The organism is Bradyrhizobium sp. LMTR 3 (genome assembly GCF_001693485.1).
Taxonomy (GTDB): domain Bacteria; phylum Pseudomonadota; class Alphaproteobacteria; order Rhizobiales; family Xanthobacteraceae; genus Bradyrhizobium.
This window is the reverse complement of the sequence record NZ_MAXC01000012.1, coordinates 693,319-715,651: the sequence shown is the minus strand read 5'-3', so window position 1 is coordinate 715,651 and position 22,333 is coordinate 693,319. Positions and strand designations below refer to the sequence as shown.

Here is a 22,333-nt window from a genome sequence, read left to right as displayed (position 1 = left end):
AGCCTCAATGGCGGCAATATGCCAGCTCCGTCTTCAGCGAATCCGTCGTCTCGTGAATTTCTGCTGCAGTGCAACGAAGGCCCTATCTGAAACGCAGATACTTGTAAGCCGAAAGTCCGCTAAGGACGGCCTCGCCCGTCTGTTTGCGGACCATCGTGTCCACGATCAAAATCCGCTTGGCTTCCTTCTTGCCAACGATAGTGACCTCCGCCGTGATCTTGTCATCGATAAAGACTGGCTTCAAAAACCGCAGCTCCTGTCCGACAAAGACAAAACCAGGTCCGGTCAGCTCGGTGTGCGCGCGCGAAACCACCGCCGCGGTGAGCAGGCCATGCACTACCCGTCTGCCGAATGGGCAACGCGCGGCGAACTCGTCATCCATGTGCAGGGGGTTGAGGTCTCCGGAGAGATAGCCGAATGCGTCCACTTCCGTTCCGGTGAAGGTGCGCGTCACTGTATGCGTTCGGCCAATATCGAACTTGCTGAAGCTCGGTAGTTGCCAGGATGCCGGCTTTGTTGTGATGCTCACGACGCGGCCTTCTTGGCGATGGCTATTCCGGCATCAGACAATGCGTGGATTTCGTCCGCTGCATAGCCAAGCTCGGCCAGGATTTCCCTGGTATGTTCGCCTTGTCGAGGCGGCAATCGCCGTAGCGATGGCGCCTCGCCGTCGTAGCGGACCGGATGCGCTAAGAGCCGCACCTCGCCCGCTTCAGGGTGATCGACCATCATGATCATCTTGTTATATGCGACCTGCGGATCGGCTTCGACCTCCTCATAGTCATTCACCGGCGCGTACCAGATGTTGTGGGCATCGAAGATCGCCATCCACTCCGCCGTCGTACGGGTCTGCACGCGCTCATAGACAATGTGATGGATTTCGTCCCGCCGACGCATCGGATCCTTAGGGTCATTGAAATCTGCCAGCTGCGGACAGTCGAGCGCCGCCGCCATCTGTGATGTCGGAGTCAGCGAAATCGCGATCCAGCCATTTGCGGTGCGATAAATCCCGTACGGAGCGGGGTGGAAGCGGCTGCCCAGCGGCGGGTCCGTGCGCGCCCAGAGCCGGCCCTTGTTAAGGTAATAGGTAAACGGCTCAATCTGCAGATCCAGGGCCGCATTGAGGAGGTTGCTCTCCACGAGCGCGCCGCGCCCGGTGCGCTGACGCGAGAGCAGCGCCGAAACTACGCCGAACGCTGCAAGCGCGGCGGCGTGCTGATCAACAATTGCAGAGCCGACCGGAGTCGGGGGCGCATCAGCCCCGCCCGAAAGCATCGTCATGCCGCTCATAGCCTGCAGCAACATGTCCTGGCCCGGCCGCTTCGAGTAGGGGCCGGACGATCCATAGCCCGAGCAGGAACAATAGACGAGGCGGGGGTTGACGGCTTTCATGTCTTCATAACCAAAGCCAAGCCGCTCCAGGACGCCCGGACGGTAGTTTTCAAGCAGCACGTCGGCTTCGCGCACCATGCGTAGCACGATCTGTCTCGCCTTGTCGCTGCGAAGGTCTAGCGAGATGCTGCGCTGATTACGGTTGCCGAGCAGAAAGAAGATGCTGACACCTTCCTTGAAAGCATCTAAGCCGGACCAGCCGCGCTCAAACGCACCCCCCGGCGGCTCGATCTTGATCACGTCAGCCCCGGCATCAGCCAGCATCTGCACGGCCGCGGGACCCTGCAGAAAATGCGTGAAACTCAAAATCTTGATGCCTTCGAGCATAGAAACCCCGTCCCGGATCCGCGCAGTCGTTGTCAGATTTCACCACTCACCAGAGTTGGTTCATCACATGAGAAGTTCGGGCGAAATGATCATGTGCCATATTTTGCATGTGCCTTGGAGTGCCGCCTGCGCGATCCGCTTTTTGAAGCTTGTGGTTCTGGCATATTCATCGTTGAGGGCGCCCGTAAAATCGGCAACGACGCTGGCGAATGCGCCTGGACTCATGCGCTGTCACGCCCTTTACGACATCGGCGGCATCGCCCATCGAGCAACAGTCGATCTTACATAGCTTGGCCATGATATTGGATTTGAGCATTCTAGCTGGCATCTGATAGGCATCGCCATCCGCGAATCTGGAAGCAAGCTTCGGCCGCCGCGAACGTATGAGCTTACGTTTCCAATCCTAGAAGTGATCCCGTGCCAGGGTTAGGACAGTTCGTGCGAATATTTGGACTTTTCAGCAGTCGCGCGCATGAGGGCTCGCTGAAGCATGCGTGCCGGTCAGAAGGGATTTGCTTCACAGCGAATAGATCGACACATCTATTCAGGTGCTGATCTCACGTAAAAAAGTACATGCAATCCGGAGAAACGTCCTAACGCAGCACGCTGCCTGCCAATACTTTCGCCGCGGCCTAGGGTTAGCGCTGGCGCATACCCCGGCCGGCTGAGGGAGGGGATTGTGCACGACATCATCATCGTCGGCGGTGGTTCGGCGGGTTCTGCCTTGGCCGCTCGCCTTTCAGAAGATCCGGATTCCCGTGTCCTGCTGCTGGAGGCGGGGCCGCGCGACTGGAATCCTTACATCCACATGCCTGTCGGCTTCTATAAGACAACCAAGGGATCTCTCACCTGGCGCTACCAACTCGCGCCTCAGGTGCATCAAGACGGGATCACTCCTCTCTATCCGCAGGCTCGGGTGCTCGGCGGCGGCTCCTCGATCAACGCGCAGGTTTATATCCGAGGCAATGCGGAGGATTTCAATAACTGGGTCGACATGGGCTGCACCGGCTGGGGCTATAAGGACGTCCTTCCCTACTTCAGGCGCTCGGAGAGAAACGAGAAATTCTCCAGTCCGTATCATGGCACTGAGGGCCCTCTCAGCGTCGTCGACCAGCTGCACCCACACAAGCTGAGCAAGGCTTTCGTGCAGGCCTGCCAGGAGTACGGCGTACCATTCAATCCCGATTTCAACGGCGCGGCCCAGGCCGGTACGGGTCTTTACCAGACGACAAACTACGAGGGCCGCCGCTGCAGTGCCGCGGTAGCCTATCTTAGGTCGGCGATGAAGCGGAAGAACCTGACCGTGCGCACGAGCGTAATGGTCAGCCGCATCCTGATCGAGAAGGGGCGGGCCGTCGGCGTCGAGATCCTCGACAACGGCCGGACCACAATACAGCGAGCCTCGCGCGAGATCGTGGTGACGGCCGGTGCGATCGGCTCGCCCAAGCTGCTGATGCTGTCCGGCATCGGCCCGTCAGCCCACCTGCAGAGCCACGGCATTCGTACGCTCGTCGACTTGCCCGGCGTCGGCCAAAACCTGCACGACCATCTTGACGTCTTCATGATGTACAACGTCAAGGACGTCGAATCATACGACGCCTATAAGAAGACCACCCGCAAGATCATGCCAGGCATCCAGTACATCCTATTTCGCAATGGGCCAGTGGCTGCCACCATCGTGGAGGGTGGCGCCTTCTGCTGGACCGATAAGACGCTGGAAGCGCCGGACCTGCAATACCATTTTCTCCCTGGCACAGGCGTGGAGGAAGTCAACGACACGGCCGAGACAGTGACTGGCAACGGCTGCACGCTAAACGGATACTTCATGCATCCGCGCGCTCGCGGGGCGGTGACGCTGAAAAGTGCCGACCCCCGTGTCGCCCCATCGATCGACCCGAACTTTCTTGGCGATCCCTACGACGTCGAGCGCACGATCGATTGCGTCAAGGTCGGACAGGAGATCATGTCGCAGCCGGCAATGGCGCGCTACATTGTCAATGAGTTCATGCCCGGCTCAAAGGTGCGCACGCGAGCCGAGTACCTGGCCTTTGTTCGCAAGATCGCGCGATCCGGCTACCACCCGGTCGGCACCTGCAAGATGGGCCAGGACGATATGGCCGTGGTCGACCCGCAGCTCCGCGTGCGTGGCGTGGACGGCCTGCGCGTTGCCGACTCTTCGATCATGCCGCGGCTGGTCTCCGGCAACACCAACGCCCCCAGCATCATGATCGGCGAGCGCGCCTCCGATTTCATCAGTGGCAATCGTCCCCCCGTCTCGCAACCGAAGTTTGTTTAGGCGGGCTGAGCGGGCCGCCGAGACTGCTTCAGGGGAAGGAAATTACGATGAACTATGTTTCCACCGTCCGTACCTACCGGCTTGACGTGCATGGTTATGAAAGCGGTGGCGCCGAGACGATCGAGCGCGCGTCGCCGGCCTCGGGACGGTTGGTGTCTCGCTTCGCCCGCGGCACGGCCGCCGATTGCGAGGCTGCGATCCGCGTTGCCCGCAACGCTTTCGACCAGGGGCCTTGGCCGCGCATGTCCGGCGCCGAGCGCGCCGCTGTCATCCGCCGCTGGGCCAACCTAGTGGAGGAGGACAAAGAGCGGCTCGCGCGTATCGAGGTTGACGAGGTCGGCAAGCCGATCCGCACGGCGCGCGGCGACCTCGACGGCGTGGTCGACCTGTTCCAGTTCGCTGCCGGTCTCGCCATGCAGGTGCACGGCGAGACCTTCACGAATCTCGGCCCGGACAAGACGGCATGGGTGCATCGTGAGCCCATCGGCGTCGTGGGCATGATCATCCCGTGGAATTTCCCAGCAATCATCTTTGCTCAGAAGGTGCCCTATGCGCTCGCTGCCGGCTGCACCGTGGTGGTGAAGCCGTCCGAGTTCACCTCCGGCACCGCGCTCGAGCTCGCCCGCCTCGGCCGTCAGGCCGGCATTCCTGAGGGCGTGCTCTCGGTCGTCACCGGCTATGGTGATCCGGTCGGTGAGATTCTGGTGAAGAGCCCCGAAGTCGACTTCGTCTCGTTCACCGGCTCGACGGCGGTCGGCCGTCGCATCGTCACCAATTCGGCCGAAACGCTAAAGCGCGTCTCGGTGGAGCTGGGCGGCAAGTCGGCCAACATCGTCTTTGCCGACGCTGATCTCGACGACGCGATCGACGGTTCGTTGTTCGGTATCTTCTTCAACCAGGGCGAATGCTGCTGCTCGGCGGCTCGCCTGCTCGTCGACGAGACGATCGCCGACATGTTCGTCGAGCGGCTTGCCGCCCGCGCGAAGGCGATGAAAGTAGGCGACGTCCACGCCGACGACTCGGAAGTGGGCGCGATGATCAGCGAAAACCACTTCAACAAAGTCTGCTCCTACTTCGACAAAGGCAAAGCCGAGGGTGCAAAGCTGCTCGCCGGCGGCGAGGCAGACCGTTCCGGCGGCGGCCTGTTCGTGCAGCCGACCGTGTTCGACTACGTCTTACCGAGCATGACGATCTTCCGCGAGGAGATCTTCGGGCCAATCCTATCGATCAGCCGCTTCAAGACGCTGGAGGAGGCGGTCGCGCTCGCCAACGACACCAACTACGGCCTAGCCAACACGATCTGGACCAAGAACTTCGACACCGCACATATGGTCGCGCCGCGCCTGCGCAGCGGTACAGTGTGGATCAACACCACAATTGATAACGGACCGCAGACGCCATTCGGTGGCTACAAGGCGTCCGGCTTCGGCCGCGAGATGGGCCAGCACGGGTTTGACGAGTTCACCAACGTCAAGGCCGTCGTCGCGCGCCTCGGCAAGCGCACCCCCTACTACGCGACGAGATGAGGGCGCCAAGGTCGATCTCCCTAGCAGCCCGCAGCGCCGCCTCGCCCCGCACAAGCTGGAGTTGTTCTCTGTACTGAGCGCAGCCGTCAAGTTGAGCTGCGGCTATCTAGCCCTTGGCGCCCGAGGTCTTCGACTTTGTGAATGGCTTCGCTCTGCAAGTTGCCCATCGGCCTGCGATCCTCGCTATCGAGATTGCCTAGGCTGCCGCGCCAGCTGAAAGATCGGCGCATCACGTCTTTCGCCTCGACGAGGTTGAGGAGTCGGTCGCGGCGAGGAGGCGGCCTGCCGCGGCGCAGCGGCTCCTGAGCGACCGCCTCGGCTTTGGCGGGGAAGGGGGAGGGCCGCCCCCACACGAGCAGCAGCCGCTTGGCCGCGCGCTGCAGGCGCTGCCGCTGAGCGCGGAGCTTCGTCGCGCTTGCCTGCGGTAACTCCGCAGGACGCTGCATGTGTCATAAAGATCTCTGCGGTCGGGCGGTTGACCCTTGCAATGCCATGGCGGCGTGGCCGACGTGTTCGCCGAACCGAGGCGGTCACCGACATGTTGCCGCCCAGCTGGTCGGCTGCGATCACCCTCGCCGCGTCGATACGCACAGCATCGTCATGCCGCATCAACCTGACCTTCAGCGAATCGTCGCTCTTCATCTGCGGCAGCGGCGTGAGCGACCAGTCGGAGATGCCGCGGGTCACGACGGCGCTTGAAATGCATCATACCGTCTGTAAACTCGACGCTGATCGAGGTCGTCAGATCGATCCGCAACATCAGCTTAGCGTCGTAGACCGCTTCGTAAATGCCGGGGGTGAAGTCACCCTCAACGGCGTCAGAAAGGCAGGCCGTCGTCGCGCCGCAAGCCGTAGAAGGTCGTCTGACAGAATCCGTCTTGCTGGCCGTCGAAAGGCACAGCGCCTTGGCGTCACCCTCCAGCGCGGCGGCTCGTTCAGCCACCGAAAGGGTGCGGCTCAACTGTCATCTTCTCGCCTTTCCCTAAGAAAGCTGTCTGGATGCTCTAGGCAGAGGTGATCGGGATGCCTAGCGATCGTTTCCGTCCTTCCAATATCGGGTCGCCCCGCAGCTCTCCCTCTTCACTAGCGTCGGCGGAAAGGTGATGTTGATTGGAGAGCGGCCGGCCTCCATGCTCATCCGGCTGAGGCTATTGGCCACGATCTTGCCGAGTTGGTACGCCGGCGTCGCGATTGTTGTCAGAGCTACCGGCTGGTCGGCCGCCTCGGGGATATCGTCGTAGCCGACCACGGCGATGTCCTTGCCAACCATAAGGCCCATGTCGGAAATCGCGTTCATGATGCCGATCGCGACCAAGTCGTTGTAGCCGAGGAAGGCGGTCGGCCGGTCCGGCCCGTTCAGGAGTCGGCTTGCGGCCTCGCGTCCGAATGCCTTGGTGCTCCCGCCATTGACTATGAAGCCGTCTTCGACGGGAATGTTGTGCTTCATCATCGTTGAGATGAAGCCGACGTAGCGCTCGTGGAAAGCGAAGTTGTTGACGTAGCCGCCCACGAAAGCAATTCGGCGGTGCCCTAGCGCGATCAAGTGCTCGGCTGCCATTACCGTGCCGAGCATCGGATTGCCGCCTATATAGTCCAAGGCACCGTGACCGATGTTGCGCACAACCAGAAGATGGGGGATGTCGGTGTTGGCGAGCTTCTCCAGGTCTTCGGGCTGCGCCCCCGACGCGGGAACGACGATAACGCCATCCACGGACGACTGTGCCAGGTTGTCGAGCACGAGCGTCTGCCGCTCGATCTGGTCCTCCGTGGAAGCGATAGTGACGATCGCCTCGGCCGGATCCAAGGCGTCTGTAATGCCCTTATAGAGCTCGTGAAAATATGGGTTGCGAATGTCGTCGACGACCAAGCAGTACATGCTCTGCCGCCTCCGACGCGGGCGACCCTCGATGCGCCGCGGCTCGTAGCCGACCGCGTCGATCGCCTCCATCACCCGCTCGCGGGTCGGCTTGGAGAGCTGTCCCTTATCGTGCACGACGAGCGACACCGTGGCCGGCGAGACGTTCGCCGCCCTTGCAACGTCGTGGATCGTCGCTCTCTTGCCAGGGATCTCGGAATTGACCATCGACTTCGCCTCGGCGCCGGCAGTGATGTCCGTGGACCGATGCTGCGGCACATCCATGTTATGCGGCACCGTGCAGCATTTGCTCCCCGCGGACCAAGGCTGCGCCCTTCTCGCCTATCATAATCGCAGGGGCGTTAGTGTTGCCGCTGTTCAGATACGGCATGATCGAATTGTCGATCACGCGAATCCCGGCCATCCCGTGTACGCGCAGTTCTGGATCGACCACAGCGTCCAATCCCGTGCCCATCCGGCACGTGCCGGAGGGATGATAGTCGACGGAAGCATATTGTCTAACATACGAGATGATCTCTTCGTCGGAATTTTTTCCTGTCCCCGGAAAACGTTCTCGCTTGATGTATCTAGCGATCGCAGGCTGTGCGAGGATCTCCCGGATGCGGCGAATGCTCTCCAGCGATATCCGGCGGTCGTACTCGTGGTCAAGGTAGTTCGGGTCGATCAGGGGAGCGTCCTCCGGATTGGCCGAGGCGAGCTTCACCGTGCCGCGGCTCTTCGGCCGCATGGCGCAGGAGTTGATCGTGAGCCCATGCCCTTCCAGGCGGGTCCGCGCCGCGTTGACCACATAGGCGGGCAGCACATGGGTCTGTATGTCAGCGCGTCCGCCGTCGACGCTGATGAAGCAACCGGCCTCTGCGACGGGCGAAGTCGGCGCGCCGGTCCGATAGAGGAAGTACTGGATGCCATGCTTGATGTTGCGCGGGAACTCATGCTGCCTGTCATAAGAAATCGGCTCCTTGAGATCGCAGACCAAGTACGAATTGAGGTGGTCCTGGTAGTTGCGGCCCACTCCCGGCAGGTCGTGCAATGGCGTGATGCCAAGCGCCTTCAGTTCGTCCGCGGGCCCGATCCCGGAAAGCAGCAAAATCTTCGGCGAACCGATCGCGCCAGCGCTGAGCAGTACCTCGCGGCCGCAGTACGCGGTTTGAGCCCTCCCGCGGCGGCTGTACTCTACGCCCACGACCCGATTGCGTTCGACAATTAGCCTGCGCGTCATCGCGTGCGTGAGGACGGTGAGGTTGGGCCGCCTCATCGCCGGCCGAAGATAGCAGACGGCGGTGCTCGCCCGACGCCCATCATACTGGGTCACCTGATAGAGGTTGGTGCCGAGCTGCGTGTCGCCATTGAAGTCCGGATTAAACGGGTGCCCGGCCTGTTGGGCGGCGCGCACATAGGCCCATGCCAGCGGATTAGGCGAGCGCTGGTCGCTGACGCGAAGCGGCCCATCGCTCCCGTGGTAGCGATCCGCGAACTTCTGGTTGCTCTCCGCTCGCTTGAAGTAAGGCAGCACGTTCTCATACGACCAGCCGGAATTGCCATCCTGGGCCCAAGAATCGTAGTCCTCCTTCTGACCGCGGATGTAGATCATGCCGTTAATTGAACTCGATCCGCCGAGGGTTTTGCCCAACGGGAACCACAGACGGCGGTTGTCGAGGTGCTTCTGCGGGACAGTGGAGAAGCACCAGTTCACGCTCGGCTTCTGCAGCTTAGCGAAGCCGCCGGGAATGTGGATCATCGGATCCCGATCGGGGCCCCCCGCCTCGAGCAGAAGGACCTTGATCGCCGGATCAGCTGTCAAGCGGTAGGCGAGAACGCACCCGGCCGAGCCGGCCCCAACGATCACGTAGTCATACATTTCGGTCCTCCGAGATGCGCGCGCCGGGCGCCCGCGCGCCCAGCGCGCTAATGAAATGACGTAAAATGCTGGCATTTTTAGTAAAAGCATTCAAGCTAGTTTTCTGCACCCAGTGTGGCGATGGGCGAATTTTAGGTGATGAAAGGACCTATATCGCGATCATTTCAGGGGCTGAGAACTGATAGATCGAGTTTTATGGCGGTATTTTACTAAAATGCGCTTGACAGCGGGGCAGAGCTAACCATCATGGGGCAGCTGGTCAGCGGGGAGGCTGCCGGCGAGAGAGCGGGCTTCCGGTTCGGCCTCAGCGGCCGCTGGAAGATCTCTTTTGAAAACGGCCGGTCAGGCCCCAGGGAGGATGTTGGAGATGAACAGACGTCAGTTCAGTCTATTCATGGGCGCCGCAGCGCTCGCGATGACGGGCAGCGCCGCCGCCGCGAATGTGCGGCAGAACCCGTTCGGCCCACCCCCGTGGACCATCGGCTTCTCGCAAGACACGATGGGACATCCTTGGCGTGCCTTCATGGTGACCAGCGCGGAGGCGCGGGCCAAAAAGTACCCTGAGCTCATCAAGGAGTTCATCTTCACGGACGGGAAGGGGACCAACGAGAAACAAATCGCGGATATCGAGGATCTGATCTCGCGCAAGGTCAATCTGATAATGATGAGCCCACGCGAGGCGCGGGCATTGGCGCCTGCCGTCCAGGCGATAAAGAAAGCAGACATTCCGCTTATCGTCCTCGATCGCGAGGTGGTCGGAGACGACTACAATGTCTTCATTGGCGGCAACAATCTTCATATCGGCGAAGAGCTCGGCAAGTACGCCAAAGGCAAGCTTGGCGAGACTTGGAATTATCTGGAGCTTGAGGGCGTCCCGGGCGCTACGCCCACGATCCAGCGCCATGAGGGCTTCACGTCTGTCCTCACCGGCAACAAGGGCATCAAGCGTCTCGACGGACAGCCCGCCAATTACGATCTGGCGCCGGCCATTCCCATCGTCGAAGATTGGCTCACGCGCTACCGTGGTCAGTTCCGGGCTATCTATGCTCACAACGATCCCATGATTCTTGGCGCGATCAACGTGCTCAAGGAGGCCGGCTTCAAGCCAGGCGAGGTCTTTCTGATCGGCGTGGACGGCCAACGTGAAGCCTTTCAAGCGATCAAGGAAGGATGGCTGCAGGCCACCGCGATCTATGCGACCGGTGGTTCCATCGGAGTCGATATGGCCATCCGCGTGCTGAAGGGTGAGCCCGTGCCGAAGCGCATCATCACCGAGACGCCAGTCATCACGCGGGAAAATGTCGACGAGTATTACAAGGCGGACCTCCAGTACGTCCGCTAAGAGTCGCCGAGAGTGGCCAGATCGTGGGTTACGCCCCACGGTCTCATCTCCGCCGGGCTCGTTACTTCAATAGACATGGGCTATTCACGCGGCGCGCAGTGCTTGGTTCGTCCGCCTGCTAGCCCGAGTGGTCGTTTGGTGGCATTGCTCCCATCGCCGAGTGAGGCATCCTCAATGACAGTTGCGTCAATTGATCGCCCCCGTGAACGAAACGTGCCCAAGCCTGTATTCATCCAGGCCAGGGGCATCACGAAATCCTATCGCGGCGTGAAGGCGCTGCGCGGCGTCGACCTCGACGTCCATCCTGGCGAGACTCTCGCCGTGGTTGGCGAGAACGGCGCTGGCAAGTCGACCCTGATGAAGATCCTGTCCGGTGCCGTGGAGCCGAGCGGGGGCGAGCTCCGGATTGACGGCGAACCGGTGCGGCTGTCGACGCCTCAGGAGGCGCGATCGCGCGGGATTTCGACGATCTATCAGGAGTTGATGATCGCGCCCGCGCTGACCGTGCTCGAGAACGTCTTCCTGAGCGACTTGCGTCGCGGCCGCTTCGGCCTGCTCGACTGGGACGGCATGCGGCGAGAAGCTCAGCGCATCCTTGCCCGCCTCGGCTTCCCTGCGTCGGTTGACACTACTGCGAAGGAACTCAGCGTCGCCGAGCTCCAGCTCATCGAGATCGCCAAGTCGCTGATCCACCGTTCGCGCCTCATCATCATGGACGAGCCGACCGCATCGCTCGCTAAGGAGGAGGTTGACAATCTCTTCCGCATCGTCCGCGAGCTCAAGTCAGAAGGCATAGCGATCATCTTTATCACCCACCACCTGCACGAGATCTTCGAGATCTGCGACCGGGCCGTGGTACTGCGCGACGGCTCCTATGTCGGCCAAGCGATGATCACGAGCCTAACCGAGGATAAGCTTGTCACCATGATGCTCGGCCACGCGATCAGCGAGGTGCAGCAGCGTTCGTCCAGCGCGGTCCGCGAGAACGAGGTCGTGCTGTCCATCAAGGATCTGCGTCGATCGCCGGACCTCCAGGGTATCAACTTGCGCCTGCGCCGCGGCGAGATACTGGGCATTGCAGGACTCATGGGGGCGGGCCGCACCGAGTTGGTGCGCGCGATCTTCGGTGCCGATCGTGTCGACAGCGGCGAGATGCAGATCAAGGGCAAGGTCGGCATGTTCGCCTCGCCGCGCGCCGCGCTTGATGCAGGGGTTGGCCTGGCGCCCGAGGATCGTAAGAGCGAGGGCCTGATCCTCTCCCTGCCGATCGGCCAAAACATCACGCTGCCCTCGCTCGGTCAGTACGCCGGTATGCTCGGCCTGCGACTCGGTGCGGAGCGCCGCCGTGCCGGCGAGCTGAGCCGTCAGCTCAATGTCAAGATGGCAAGCCTCGACCAGCTGGTCGGAAACCTGAGCGGCGGCAACCAGCAGAAGGTGGTGCTGGCCAAGCTCGTCGGCGCCAGCGCCGACATCTACCTGCTCGATGAGCCGACCCGCGGTATCGACATCGGCGCCAAGGAGTCGATCTTCGATCTGATCTGGCAGCTCACCGAAAAGGGAGCCTCGGTCATCGTCATTTCGTCGGCGATCAACGAGTTGCTGCGCGTCTGCGACACCATCGCTTGCATGCATCTCGGCCGTATCATCCGGACCTTCGAGCGTGCCGACTTCGATCTCAACGCCATCATGCTGAGCATCATGGGTAAGACGGCCGGCCACACACCGAATCACAATGACTCAAGACTAGAGGCAGTTCGGTCATGATTGCTGATGCCAAGCGGATGCTGCTGAACAGCAATCTCGTCGTTCTGATCGTCGTTTTAGTCGCTGCCGGCCTGGTTTCGCCCCACTTCTGGACCAGCGAGAACCTACTCAACGTCGTCCGAGCGGCCTCGTTGATCGGCATCGTCGCCATCGGGATGAACGTTGTCATCCTCTCGGGCGGCATCGACCTGTCAGTCGGCTCGATCGTCGCGCTGAGCGGCGCGGTCGCCGCGAGCGCATGGGTCGGCAATGCCTCCGTACTCACCTTCATCGGCCTGCCGCTGCTGCTTGCCGTGCTGGTCGGCCTCAGCAACGGCTGGCTGGTGACCCTTGCCGGCCTGCAGCCCTTCGTGGCAACGCTCGTCACGATGACGATCGTCCGCGGCGCCGGCCTAGTGTTCACCAAAGGTCAGCCGGTCTACGCCAATTATTCCGAGGAGTTCCTCTATCTATCCCGCGGGTGGATGATGGGCGTGCCGGTGCCCGCGTTGCTTTTCGGCGCCATCGCCATCATCACCTGGTACCTGCTGAAATGGCGCGTGATCGGTCGCCAGATCTACGCCATCGGCGCAAACGAGACGGCGGCGCGGCTCTCCGGGGTGCCCGTCAATCGTGTCAAAGTCGCGGCCTATATCTACTCGGCCCTGCTGGCAGGCGTCGCGGGGTTGGTGCTCACCTCCCGCATGGGCTCCGGCGAGCCCGGCCAAGCTGGCGTGTTCTGGGAGCTGGACGCGATCGCGGCCGTGGTGATCGGCGGCACGTCGCTCATGGGTGGTAAGGGCTCGGTCTGGGGCGCGGTCATCGGCGCGCTGATGATCAGTATCGTCTCCAACTTGTTCAACCTGATCGGCGTCGAGCCCGAATGGCAGCAGGTCGCCAAGGGCAGCATCATCCTGATCGCCGTCGGTATGCAGATGATCAGCGACGAGCTCGCCGTCTTCCGCTCGACGTTCCGCACAAGCAGCGCGGTCAACGGAGAGAAGTCATGACACAGTCAATTGATGTCCCCCTCTACCACAAGCCGGCTTCCAACAGCGGACGTCGCGTGCTGGCCTGGGTGCTGACGCCCGTCATCATGCTCGGCGGCGTCAACGCAGGGCTATACTACACGGCGCCGGACCTTTTTACGGTCGACCTGGCGAAGGGGCCGTACACCGAAGCCAACAACCTCGAGCTGACGCGCGTCTATGCTCGCGCCATCACGCTCTACAAGCAGGTCATCGAGCGCTTCCCGGCGTCGGAATACGCCATCCTGTCGCGCATCGGCATCGCGAACTCGAGCATCGGCTTAGGCCGCCCGCAGGACGCGCTGGAGCACTATACGGAGCTAATCGCCGAGTTCGGCGACGACCCAAATTTCAAGAAGTACCGCTACACGGTTCTCGAGAAGATGTCCGGCCTCTACCGGGATGCGGGTGACAATGAGAAATTCCAGGAAGTGTTCGCGTCGCTTAAGAAACAGTACCCGGACAGCAGCGCCGTGCGCGAGGGCAGCATCTACCTCGAGCAGGTACAGGCGGGCAGCGGTGGGGGCGCGGCGGAGCTGCCGGCCGACTTCCCCTTCGCGATCGCCGATGCCGACTTCGTCGTACCCCAGCGCGCCAACGTCGGCGAGGATATGGAGATTCGCGTCGTGGTGAAGCCCGTCAAGGGCAAGACGCCGGATTTCTCGCTTATGACGACGCTCGGCCTTTATAAGGGTTTTAATGTCGTCTCGATCACACCGGTGCCGCGATCGACGACCGAGTACTGGGGCAAGCGCGCCTGGAGCTATCCCAGCATTGACCAGCCGCTGGAAGTGAAGGCGATCTTCAACGCAAAGAAAGCCGGCAAGTACACCTTCGATCTCGACTTAGAAAGCAACTTCAACATTACCGAGCTGGGCCTGTCCCGCGAGATCACCGTGGAGTGAGCCATGGGTACGGCAGTCATCAACATCTTTCGTCGAAATCCGATCATCTTCGTCCTGATGCTGCTCGGCCTCATCTTCACCTGGTTTAGTGCGGGCTTCATCGCGCCAGGCAACCTCCTCAACATCGTTCGCCAGGCGTCGATCGCGGGATTCGTGGCGCTTGGCATGTCCTTCGTCATCTTGGCGCGCGGCATCGATCTTTCTGTCGGCTCGACGGTGGCCCTATCGTCCGTGCTGCTCACCGGGCTGTCCTCGACGCTTCCGCCGATCGTCGGCATCCACGTCGCACTGCTAGCCGGTATCGCGGTCGGAATCTGCAACGGCGTGCTCGTCACCAAGTTTAGATTCCAGCCAATCATCGTGACGCTCAGCACCATGGCGATCGTGCGCGGCCTGGCAATGGCCTATTCGCACTCCCGTCCGATCTTCGGCACGCTGCCCAGCGTCTACTTTGAGCTTTCGGACGGCATGATCTTCGGCCTGCCTGTGCCGATGGTGCTGTTCGTCGGTGCCAGCCTGCTTGCCGGCCTTGTCCTCAACTATACGCGCACCGGCCGGCAGATCTATCAGGTTGGCGGCAACGAGGAGGCTGCCCGACTCTCCGGCGTCAACCTTGATCGCATCCGCATCATCACCTACGCGGTAAGCGGATTTCTGGCCGCCTTCGCGGGCCTGATCCTTGCGGCGCGCATGCAGTCAGGCGAGGCGGTGCGCACGGGCGTAGGCTGGGAGCTCGACGCCATCGCCGCAGCGGCGATCGGCGGCATGTCGCTCGCTGGCGGCGCCGGCACGGTGCTGGGCACGTTCTGCGGCGCGATGATCATCGCCATGATGTCGAATGCCTTCAACCTGCTTGGCATCAACCCCTATTGGCAGCGCATCATCATCGGGGTCGTGCTGGCGCTGGCCGTGGCCACCTACAGCAGCGAACACGGGAAGGCGGCACTGAAGCGCATCATGCGTCTCAAGCCGCGGACGGGCAACATTGCGCTGCTGAAGACGTCGAGCGATGTCCGCTGAAGCCTGGCTTCGCAATAACGAGTCGCTTTGCCGACCGGCGTGCGGGCGCTGAACACGCCACCCCCGGGGACCGCCCGCCCGTAACCGTACGAAGAATGGATTGAAAGATGGTCGAGAATGTGAGGCTCGAGACAGATGGTGGGGTGGCGCGGATCATCCTCGAACATCCGCCGCTGAATGTTCTTAGCGTTGCACTGCGCCGGGTATTCTTCGAGCACGTGAAAGCGCTCGAGAGCCGCGACGACATCCATGTTGTCGTCGTCGAATCGGCGCTGCCGCGCTCCTTCTCGGTCGGCTCCGATCTGCGCGAGTTCCCTGAGGACGAGCTCGGCGGCGTCGCCAAGATCCGCTTCGAGCAATATCTCCTCGATCACCTGGCGGGGCTGCCGCAGGTGATCGTGGCGAAGCTACGGGGCTTCGTGCTGGGCGGTGGGGGCGAGATCATGCTTGCCTGCGATCTCAGGATCGCCTCTCGCAATGCCCAGTTCGGCTTCCCGGAGATCAAGGTCGGCGGTCTCCCCGTGGCGGGCGGCATCAAGCGTCTGATGCAGGAAGTCGGACCTGTGCACGCGCGTCAACTCGTGCTGTCGGGCGAGCCTATCCCTGCCGACAAGGCACTCGCTATCGGCCTCGTTACGGAGGTAGTCGACGACGAGAGGCTCGACCAGCGGGTCTACGATGTCGTCGCGCAGCTTCTGGCACGGCCCCATAACAGTTTGCGACTTGCCAAGCGAACACTACGCGCGGCGCTGCCCCCGACGCTCATCGACACGGCCGAGGCCGATGCCTTCGGGGCTCTCTACCGCGGCGACAACCTGCGCGAGGGTGTCGCAGCCTTCATCGAAAAGCGTGAGCCTCGCTTCAACCCGCCGGCGAAAGGCTGACCGGGCAGGGATCGAGAAGAAGACGGGAGAGGAACGATTCGGAAGAAGAAGTCGAAGGAGTAGTTGGTGCCGGCTCGACCGGCTGCGTGTGCCAGCTGATTGTCCGCCGATCCGTCAAACCTCGTCTTTGTCGCTCCGCTTAGTTGCAAGAATGCACTGGCTTCCGTTCAAGTTGGGATTTGATTTGAGTCTTCTTCCGAGTGGCGCTCTCGTTATCAATGCCGCGGAAATGCATCGGCCCTCTGGTGGGGAAGGGGGAAAGTCCGGCATAAATTTTATTCAGGCAAGGAGAACTGATGTACCCGAAAGTAAAAATGTTCATTGCCGGGAATGAACGAGGGTCTTCGGGCAAGTCGGAGAAAATTCTCAATCCGGCCAGCGGACAAGCCATCGGCGAAACCCGGTACGCCTACGAACCGATTTTGATCGTGCGCCCGAAGCTTCGAGCAAGTGCTTAGAGACGTGGCGCAAGATGTCGGCTTATGATCGCTCCAAGGCTACGCGCAAGACCGCAGATCTCCTTCGTTCGCGCGGAGCAGAAATTGCCTCCGTCATGATCCTAGAACAGGGGGCAAGTCTCTAGCAGAGTCTAACGCTGAAACGGTGCTCGCGGCCGCCATCATTGAGTAGTTCGCCGATGAGGCCCTCCGTGCCTATGGGAGATAGTGCCGGCACGCTTGGCCACGTGGCCCGGCTCGTGACAAGGGAGCCCGGTTGGCCCGTTGCAGCCTTCACGCGCTAATTGTGGTGCAATTGAAGCCCTTCTCGAAAGGAGTGCAGGAATTCCTGTACTTTGAGAGGCTGGCCGAGCCGCGCACTTTCGATGGCGGAGAACACCATCGCCACCGACTGTAGGTTGTCCTCGACGTTGGTAGCCATCGCCGGGCCGCCGTCGAGCCAATGGCAGAATTGCTCGATCAACAGTGAATTCCCCCACTTCTTACCAGCGAGCAGCGACACATGCTGCCCTTTCCCTTGCCGGCTCCTTTGATAGATCCGCTTCGGATCCCGATGGAACACCTCGACCTCGCGATGATCGAGGATAGCCGTCCCGGATGCCGTTTCCACCCGAAAATATTCAAACGTCCAGTCGTTGAGCCCCGTCGATTGTGCGGAGGACCCTTCGTATACTCCATGCGCGCCGTTGGCGAATTCCATGGACACTATGACGTCCGTATCGCCCTTGTATTCCGCCCATTCCGGCTTCCAAGAACGGGCAAAAATTGACGTGCAGGGTGCCCCCGCCAGATCGGCCAGGATATCGAGGTGATGCACCGCGCCCTCGATGAGCATAGGATGGACCATTTCGTGGCGAAAACGACTCCACGAGTCGTAAATGCGGTAATCGCCAGCGAACCGGCACGATACCGTATTGACCCGACCGAGAGTGTCTGCACTGACAAGCTTTCTCAGTGTCGATTTATCCTGATCAAACCGGTGGCTCATGGTTACTCCCATCTTGCGGCCGGCTGCTTTCACTTTGTCAGCGATCCGCACAGAAGCCTCCATTGTGTCAGCAATCGGTTTCTCTGACAGGATATGCATTCCTTGAGCAAGGGCGAGATCGACGATGAGCTCGTGCAGAGCAGGCGGGATCACGATAGTACAGAAGTCGGCCTTTACCGCCCGGAAAGCCTCTTGTGCCGAGGTGAAGCACTGCTCCGCCTTCAAACCGAGATGCCTGCGGCCCTGTTCCAGGGCTTTGGTATCGATATCGACCAGGCCCACCACCTCGATCGTCCCGTCTGTCACGTTTGGCGGCAGGAACGTATCGCACCAGCGCGCTCCAAACCCGCCAGCTCCAACATGCAGGACGTTATAGGTCATGAATGTTCCTTCAACGGGTGGGACTTGAGCCGAATCACACCCGCTCGGCGCGAATGTCAGCAGGTCCGTGCTTGTGCTCCCAAAGGTGCCCCAACCGCTTCTTGCCTTCGAGTGTTGTCTCGAAATACGCTCCCTTTACGTCGGCCCGAAGGTGAGCAAGATCGTGGTGGTGGCCCATGCCAATGGCAACGCAATCACCCGGCTCAACTTCGAAGCTGCGCGATCCGACCACAACCGTGCCTGCCCCTTCCAAGATGACCCAGTATTCGTCACAGTCATGATAGTGAGAATCGAAATTGGTCGACTTGGGGTAGTTAACCGGGTCGCCCTTTGCCGCTATTGGAGTGCTCGGAGCTAACTTGAAAATGCCGCAACCGCCCAACTCGGTGCCCCACCTGCCGGAAAAGATGAGGACCTGCGCCGCCCCATCGCCAGCGTCTGCACTAAAGGGACCGTTAGTCTCATCGAGGTCACAGAACTGACCTTCACAGAGCACTTGCGCCCCCTCCGCGCTCGTCAGCCGGCAAGATCCCCGTGTGACGAGTAGGCGCTGTTTTTTGGCATTGATCGCTATCGGCCGGCGCTGCCCAGCGAGCTCGACAAACTCGAAGCCGGTGAGTTCGCACCAATGTGATGCCTGTTCTCCACTTCTGAAAACCGACATAGTATTCCTCTCCATTCTGCAGTCAGGTTGTTTGGCGGCGAATCGCCTCAAAGGCGACCGTCTGGGACTTGATCGCCTCCTCGATAGGCAATCGCTCCATGCTGCTTGCTTCGTAAAATCCTTGGCGCCCCGGGGGAGGCATCGAGGATGAAGCGGGCATCTTCCGGGTTGGCACTCGGACAGCATGGCAACGGAAAATTCTGTCATCAGACCGACGCTTGGGAGATTCTGCACGCCAGAGAACCCGATCTCCTTTAGTTACGCGTAAGATGCTTGGAATGACGGAACCGATCCGTGTCGTTGATCCTAGCAGGAGCCGGGCTGTGCTTACGATGGCAGAACCTCGCGCGCTATGTCGACAACGGTCTGACTAGCCTTTCCGTAGGCGAGAAGTCCGGCAAGTGAACTGCATAGCAGCCCGGATACATGTGACGAGATCACTATCACTCGCTCACTCGCTTCTCGGCCCGTGGGCCGCTGCCGGCGTCCCTTCAGCTCGGATCTTCTTTTGGAAAAGGTCGATCCGCTCCGACGGGGTCGGAGCTTGGCGCATCTATCGGTGCTCACGAAGGGCCTCTTGGAAGTCGCAACAATTAGTTTCGCAAACTGCGGATCGCTTATGTGGAGATGGATGCGCGTCAGCTGTCGCGTGTCGGTGGCGAGGTAGGGTAAGCTCAAGCGCCGAGAATAGGGCGGCGACGGCTATCGCAGCCAAGTGAAAAGGATTACTGTGATTACACAGAGCCAGCAAAGTCCGATCCAGCAAGGCTGACAATGTCCTTCCGTCTGCAAAGTGGTTATCGCTTGGCATAGGCTCGTCCTGCCAGCCTCATAGAAGAGGCCCATAGCAATGGATATCAGTCTCGAGGAGCTTCTAACTGACCTGAGCCCCGCAATCTCCTCCAAGAATCGGTAGGTCATCAAACTCGGTGGGCTGAGGCCGGCAAACTGCAGCGCTTTTGATTAGCGTTTTGCGCTGCCGAATCGCCTCGGCTGGGAGAAGTGGGAGACGAAGAAGGCCTCAAAATTCTCGGACACTAAAAAGGCGTTCATTTTGAAGCAGGGTGAAGTGGGCAGGTCGCGAACATCCGCCGGTGGTCCGTCGCTAGTACACGCAGGCAGACACAAGGTAGTGCCGCAAGGACGCGCCGCTTCCCACTTCTGTCGGACGCCACGGCATCTTTGTCCAGCGACTTGTCGGAAATCCGGACCAGCAATCCCGAGCTTGTTGTTTGCACCGAGCCAACGCCCGAACTGAAAAAGAATTTACATTGTTTGGCGGCGCGCTCACTCAAACCGCGCTTGATAAAGGCCTGCCTCAACGCTTCGATGAGGGGCGATCCTCGGCATAAAGAGGAGCTTCGCTGCCAGCTACGAAAGTCAAGATTGCCTGGCTCGGCTGCAGGGCAGGGGACCCCGCGTCGCATCTCCAGCATGCGGCGCCGAGGTATACTCGAGCTCACGCGCCTTGCATGATCGGCTGCTGCTGCGATCGCGAGACATCAATTCGCGCGGTTGACTCCAGAGGCGACAAGGGGACCGGCCTCGTCCACGATCCTTAAAGGAAAGTCGCAGTTTCAATCGCATGGGCGCGTTCGTTGTTCCGTTGCGCGTACATGTACGACCCGAAGGAGCAAGCTGGACGCCTGCGGTATCACTCCGCGGCGGTGCGAAGGCGTTGAGTTCAACTTGGCCGACTGAGTCCGTCTCGCTCTGCAGCCGTCAGCGGCTTGGCAACATTTCTCAGGATTGCAGCGCGGCAGTTGGCTAGCATCTCCTTCGTGTACTTCTCGCCGAAGTAATCCAGAACGAAGGTCCCGCAGTAGTTTGACTCATCGGCGACACTGCTGGTGAGGCCGTCGAGGATTGTGCCGACTTCGCCGATGCGATCGGAGTATCGGGCGCGGATAACGTTAACCGCGTTCATCGAGTGAACTGCCTCGTCGACCGTCACTTCCCTTAGCCAACGAACGAATCTATCGCTCCCAAGTCCTGCGTAGAAACCCTTATCCGCAGCATAGGCGTGGCAGGTGCACATTTCATCAAAGGCTATCATAACCATCACAGAGAATTCGTCTTTCAGGTATTCATTGATTGCACAAAAATTGTGTGATCGAGCGTCCAATCTTTCCCAAAGATCCTTTTCGGATCCATCAGCGACGAGCTCCATAATCTGGATAAAGCCATCGGCGTGACGCTCCTCGTCCGTGGCCCAGGCATCAAAGAATGCCGCAGCCTCCTCGGTAGCGATCACGTTGCGGATGGACAACTCCTTTTTCAGATACCTCGCGTCATGTTCAGTATATAGTTCTGGCCACAGCTTGTTCCAACGTGCGCGCAGAACTGATGGCTCGGCGGTGAACATCACCGGCGTCAGAGCATTGAACAATTCTTTGGGACTCCAATTCCGTCGAACCAGCGTGATCATCCGACTCCTCCGAATCACGAACGGTACGAGCGGTCTGGCAGACGCATTTTTTCTTCCCGAACGCTTGCAAAGCGTATTAGCAACGCACAGATGCTGTCGCCTGCTTGTTTTGGTGGGATGCAATTTGAGGCCGCACTCCTTCAGACTAGCCTGAAGCGTCGCCTTAACGACTCAATAGAAGCCCAGCGCGCCCGTCATTGAGTTCAATCAACTCGATCACCAATACGAATTCGAGTGTACTGTCGAGGACGACGTCGCATGGCCCTTTTTCACAAACGGCTCACGTCAATTGCTCGGCGGCGCTCCGGCAAGTATCTTCAGATCAAAGCAACGGCACTTCGCGGCAGTGTTGACTCTCAGCATGCGGGCCTTATTTAGACGCAGCCCGGCTCGATGCGCAGCATCGAAGTGCCGGTCCCTCCTGAGCAGCCACCCGTCTTGGAAATGCCAAGCCAATCATAAAAATCTCTGTCTCGAGGTACTGACACCCCATGAACAACCTTGCGTTTAACTACGGAACAGATCTCGCGTGCCTAGGCGGCACGGCAAAGTGCGCGAGGGCTGCTATGCCAGACTTTTTCGGCTAACCGCGATCGCGCAAGCTGGACCGCTGACATCAGTGCTAACGGAGGAGGGGCGCATTACAAACTTTCGTATAGCTTTCAAAACCGTTTCAATATCGAAGGTTTACCTACGTACGATTGAGCCATCAGTCGCAATAGTTTTAGTCTCGTCGAGAATCAGCCGGAGCGTCCTGAATGGCTCTCGGCGCAAGAAAGTAAGACGAGCTGACGGACGATTATGAAGTTCTATCGCAGGACGCCACGCGGTCCGTCGATCTGCATCGAGTGTCGTCGATCCCTGGTGTCACGCTACCAGCGAGATATCTCCACCCAGCAGCTCTATTGCGACTACGATTGCTATCTTCGCTACCGGACGAAGAGTCTGTTTGCGCCATGGCTCGGTGTTGCACGGGACCATGGACTCGCGCCTGAGTACTTGGCTCACCTCGAAACTCTCAGCTCGTTTGCTGCGCTGGCTACCGCTTCGTATTGGTATTCGATCGTGGTCGCCAAAGCCGCGCTGGGGTTGGGCGAACCGATGATGGTTGAAACTTCTAAGACCTAGCTCACGCGTGTGCACGCGGCGAGACCAATTGCTCTGACAGCGAATTCCAGAGTTGAACCGTCAACGACGTCGCCATCCGCAATGAGTAT

The 22,333-nt window shown here is 60.3% G+C and carries 20 protein-coding genes; 11 read left to right on the top strand and 9 right to left on the bottom strand.

Annotated features, from left to right (window positions below):
- Positions 1–82: 82 nt before the first annotated feature.
- Entirely contained in the window at positions 83–529 is a 447-nt protein-coding gene (locus LMTR3_RS12910; RefSeq protein WP_210184693.1) for a MaoC family dehydratase, read from the bottom strand.
- Positions 526–1,719 (bottom strand): CaiB/BaiF CoA transferase family protein, encoded by a 1,194-nt coding sequence (locus tag LMTR3_RS12905; RefSeq protein ID WP_065745367.1) that lies wholly within the window; start codon positions 1,717–1,719, stop codon positions 526–528. The genes LMTR3_RS12910 and LMTR3_RS12905 overlap by 4 nt, the downstream gene beginning before the upstream one ends.
- Before the next feature lie 679 nt (positions 1,720–2,398).
- On the opposite strand from LMTR3_RS12905, the gene LMTR3_RS12900 reads away from it, so the two are divergent.
- Both LMTR3_RS12900 and LMTR3_RS12895 read left to right on the top strand, forming a co-directional pair.
- Positions 2,399–4,015: a GMC family oxidoreductase gene (locus tag LMTR3_RS12900; protein WP_065745366.1), complete on the top strand. Its 1,617-nt coding sequence runs from the start codon at positions 2,399–2,401 to the stop codon at positions 4,013–4,015.
- 47 nt (positions 4,016–4,062) lie between these two features.
- Complete coding sequence (locus tag LMTR3_RS12895) at positions 4,063–5,541, top strand: aldehyde dehydrogenase family protein (RefSeq protein ID WP_065745365.1); 1,479 nt, start codon at positions 4,063–4,065, stop codon at positions 5,539–5,541.
- An 86-nt stretch (positions 5,542–5,627) separates the two neighbouring features.
- Here the strand turns inward: LMTR3_RS12895 and LMTR3_RS12890 are convergent, their stop codons facing one another.
- From LMTR3_RS12890 to LMTR3_RS12875, 4 genes are all read right to left on the bottom strand, one after another.
- Positions 5,628–5,987 (bottom strand): hypothetical protein, encoded by a 360-nt coding sequence (locus LMTR3_RS12890; RefSeq protein ID WP_065745364.1) that lies wholly within the window; start codon positions 5,985–5,987, stop codon positions 5,628–5,630.
- A gap of 152 nt (positions 5,988–6,139) precedes the next feature.
- Positions 6,140–6,502, bottom strand: a complete 363-nt coding sequence (locus LMTR3_RS12885; RefSeq protein WP_065745363.1) for a hypothetical protein — start codon at positions 6,500–6,502, stop codon at positions 6,140–6,142.
- Positions 6,503–6,568: 66 nt separating this feature from the next.
- Positions 6,569–7,681: a substrate-binding domain-containing protein gene (locus tag LMTR3_RS12880; protein WP_065745362.1), complete on the bottom strand. Its 1,113-nt coding sequence runs from the start codon at positions 7,679–7,681 to the stop codon at positions 6,569–6,571.
- 1 nt (position 7,682) lies between these two features.
- Entirely contained in the window at positions 7,683–9,275 is a 1,593-nt protein-coding gene (locus LMTR3_RS12875; RefSeq protein WP_065745361.1) for a GMC family oxidoreductase, read from the bottom strand.
- 394 nt (positions 9,276–9,669) lie between these two features.
- Here LMTR3_RS12875 and LMTR3_RS12870 point away from each other — a divergent pair, with 394 nt between their 5' ends.
- The 8 genes from LMTR3_RS12870 (at position 9,670) to LMTR3_RS40210 (ending at position 16,780) form a co-directional block, all read left to right on the top strand.
- Positions 9,670–10,617: a substrate-binding domain-containing protein gene (locus LMTR3_RS12870; RefSeq protein ID WP_065745360.1), complete on the top strand. Its 948-nt coding sequence runs from the start codon at positions 9,670–9,672 to the stop codon at positions 10,615–10,617.
- Between the two features lie 267 nt (positions 10,618–10,884).
- Positions 10,885–12,381, top strand: a complete 1,497-nt coding sequence (locus LMTR3_RS12865; protein ID WP_176721873.1) for a sugar ABC transporter ATP-binding protein — start codon at positions 10,885–10,887, stop codon at positions 12,379–12,381.
- Positions 12,378–13,370 carry an ABC transporter permease gene (locus LMTR3_RS12860; protein WP_065745358.1) on the top strand — a complete coding sequence of 331 codons (993 nt, stop codon included), beginning with the start codon at positions 12,378–12,380 and terminating at the stop codon, positions 13,368–13,370. Before LMTR3_RS12865 ends, LMTR3_RS12860 begins: the two co-directional genes overlap by 4 nt.
- On the top strand, positions 13,367–14,293 hold the full coding sequence (locus tag LMTR3_RS12855) for a tetratricopeptide repeat protein (RefSeq protein WP_176721872.1): 927 nt from the start codon (positions 13,367–13,369) through the stop codon (positions 14,291–14,293). The genes LMTR3_RS12860 and LMTR3_RS12855 overlap by 4 nt, the downstream gene beginning before the upstream one ends.
- 3 nt (positions 14,294–14,296) lie before the next feature.
- Positions 14,297–15,313: an ABC transporter permease gene (locus LMTR3_RS12850; RefSeq protein WP_065745356.1), complete on the top strand. Its 1,017-nt coding sequence runs from the start codon at positions 14,297–14,299 to the stop codon at positions 15,311–15,313.
- A gap of 107 nt (positions 15,314–15,420) precedes the next feature.
- Positions 15,421–16,197 carry an enoyl-CoA hydratase/isomerase family protein gene (locus LMTR3_RS12845; RefSeq protein ID WP_065745355.1) on the top strand — a complete coding sequence of 259 codons (777 nt, stop codon included), beginning with the start codon at positions 15,421–15,423 and terminating at the stop codon, positions 16,195–16,197.
- A 296-nt stretch (positions 16,198–16,493) separates the two neighbouring features.
- A complete protein-coding gene (locus LMTR3_RS38455) occupies positions 16,494–16,655 on the top strand; it encodes a hypothetical protein (protein WP_176721871.1) in 162 nt (53 codons plus the stop codon).
- A 14-nt stretch (positions 16,656–16,669) separates the two neighbouring features.
- On the top strand, positions 16,670–16,780 hold the full coding sequence (locus LMTR3_RS40210; RefSeq protein WP_502686622.1) for a hypothetical protein: 111 nt from the start codon (positions 16,670–16,672) through the stop codon (positions 16,778–16,780).
- A 155-nt stretch (positions 16,781–16,935) separates the two neighbouring features.
- Here LMTR3_RS40210 and LMTR3_RS12840 read toward each other — a convergent pair whose 3' ends face one another.
- The 3 genes from LMTR3_RS12840 to LMTR3_RS12830 form a co-directional block, all read right to left on the bottom strand.
- Entirely contained in the window at positions 16,936–18,024 is a 1,089-nt protein-coding gene (locus LMTR3_RS12840; RefSeq protein WP_065745354.1) for a Gfo/Idh/MocA family protein, read from the bottom strand.
- 34 nt (positions 18,025–18,058) lie between these two features.
- Positions 18,059–18,688 (bottom strand): cupin domain-containing protein, encoded by a 630-nt coding sequence (locus LMTR3_RS12835; protein ID WP_065745652.1) that lies wholly within the window; start codon positions 18,686–18,688, stop codon positions 18,059–18,061.
- A gap of 1,684 nt (positions 18,689–20,372) precedes the next feature.
- On the bottom strand, positions 20,373–21,116 hold the full coding sequence (locus tag LMTR3_RS12830) for a hypothetical protein (protein WP_245319838.1): 744 nt from the start codon (positions 21,114–21,116) through the stop codon (positions 20,373–20,375).
- An 801-nt stretch (positions 21,117–21,917) separates the two neighbouring features.
- Between LMTR3_RS12830 and LMTR3_RS12825 the strand changes: the two genes are divergently transcribed.
- Complete coding sequence (locus LMTR3_RS12825) at positions 21,918–22,244, top strand: hypothetical protein (RefSeq protein WP_065745353.1); 327 nt, start codon at positions 21,918–21,920, stop codon at positions 22,242–22,244.
- Positions 22,245–22,333: the final 89 nt, after the last annotated feature.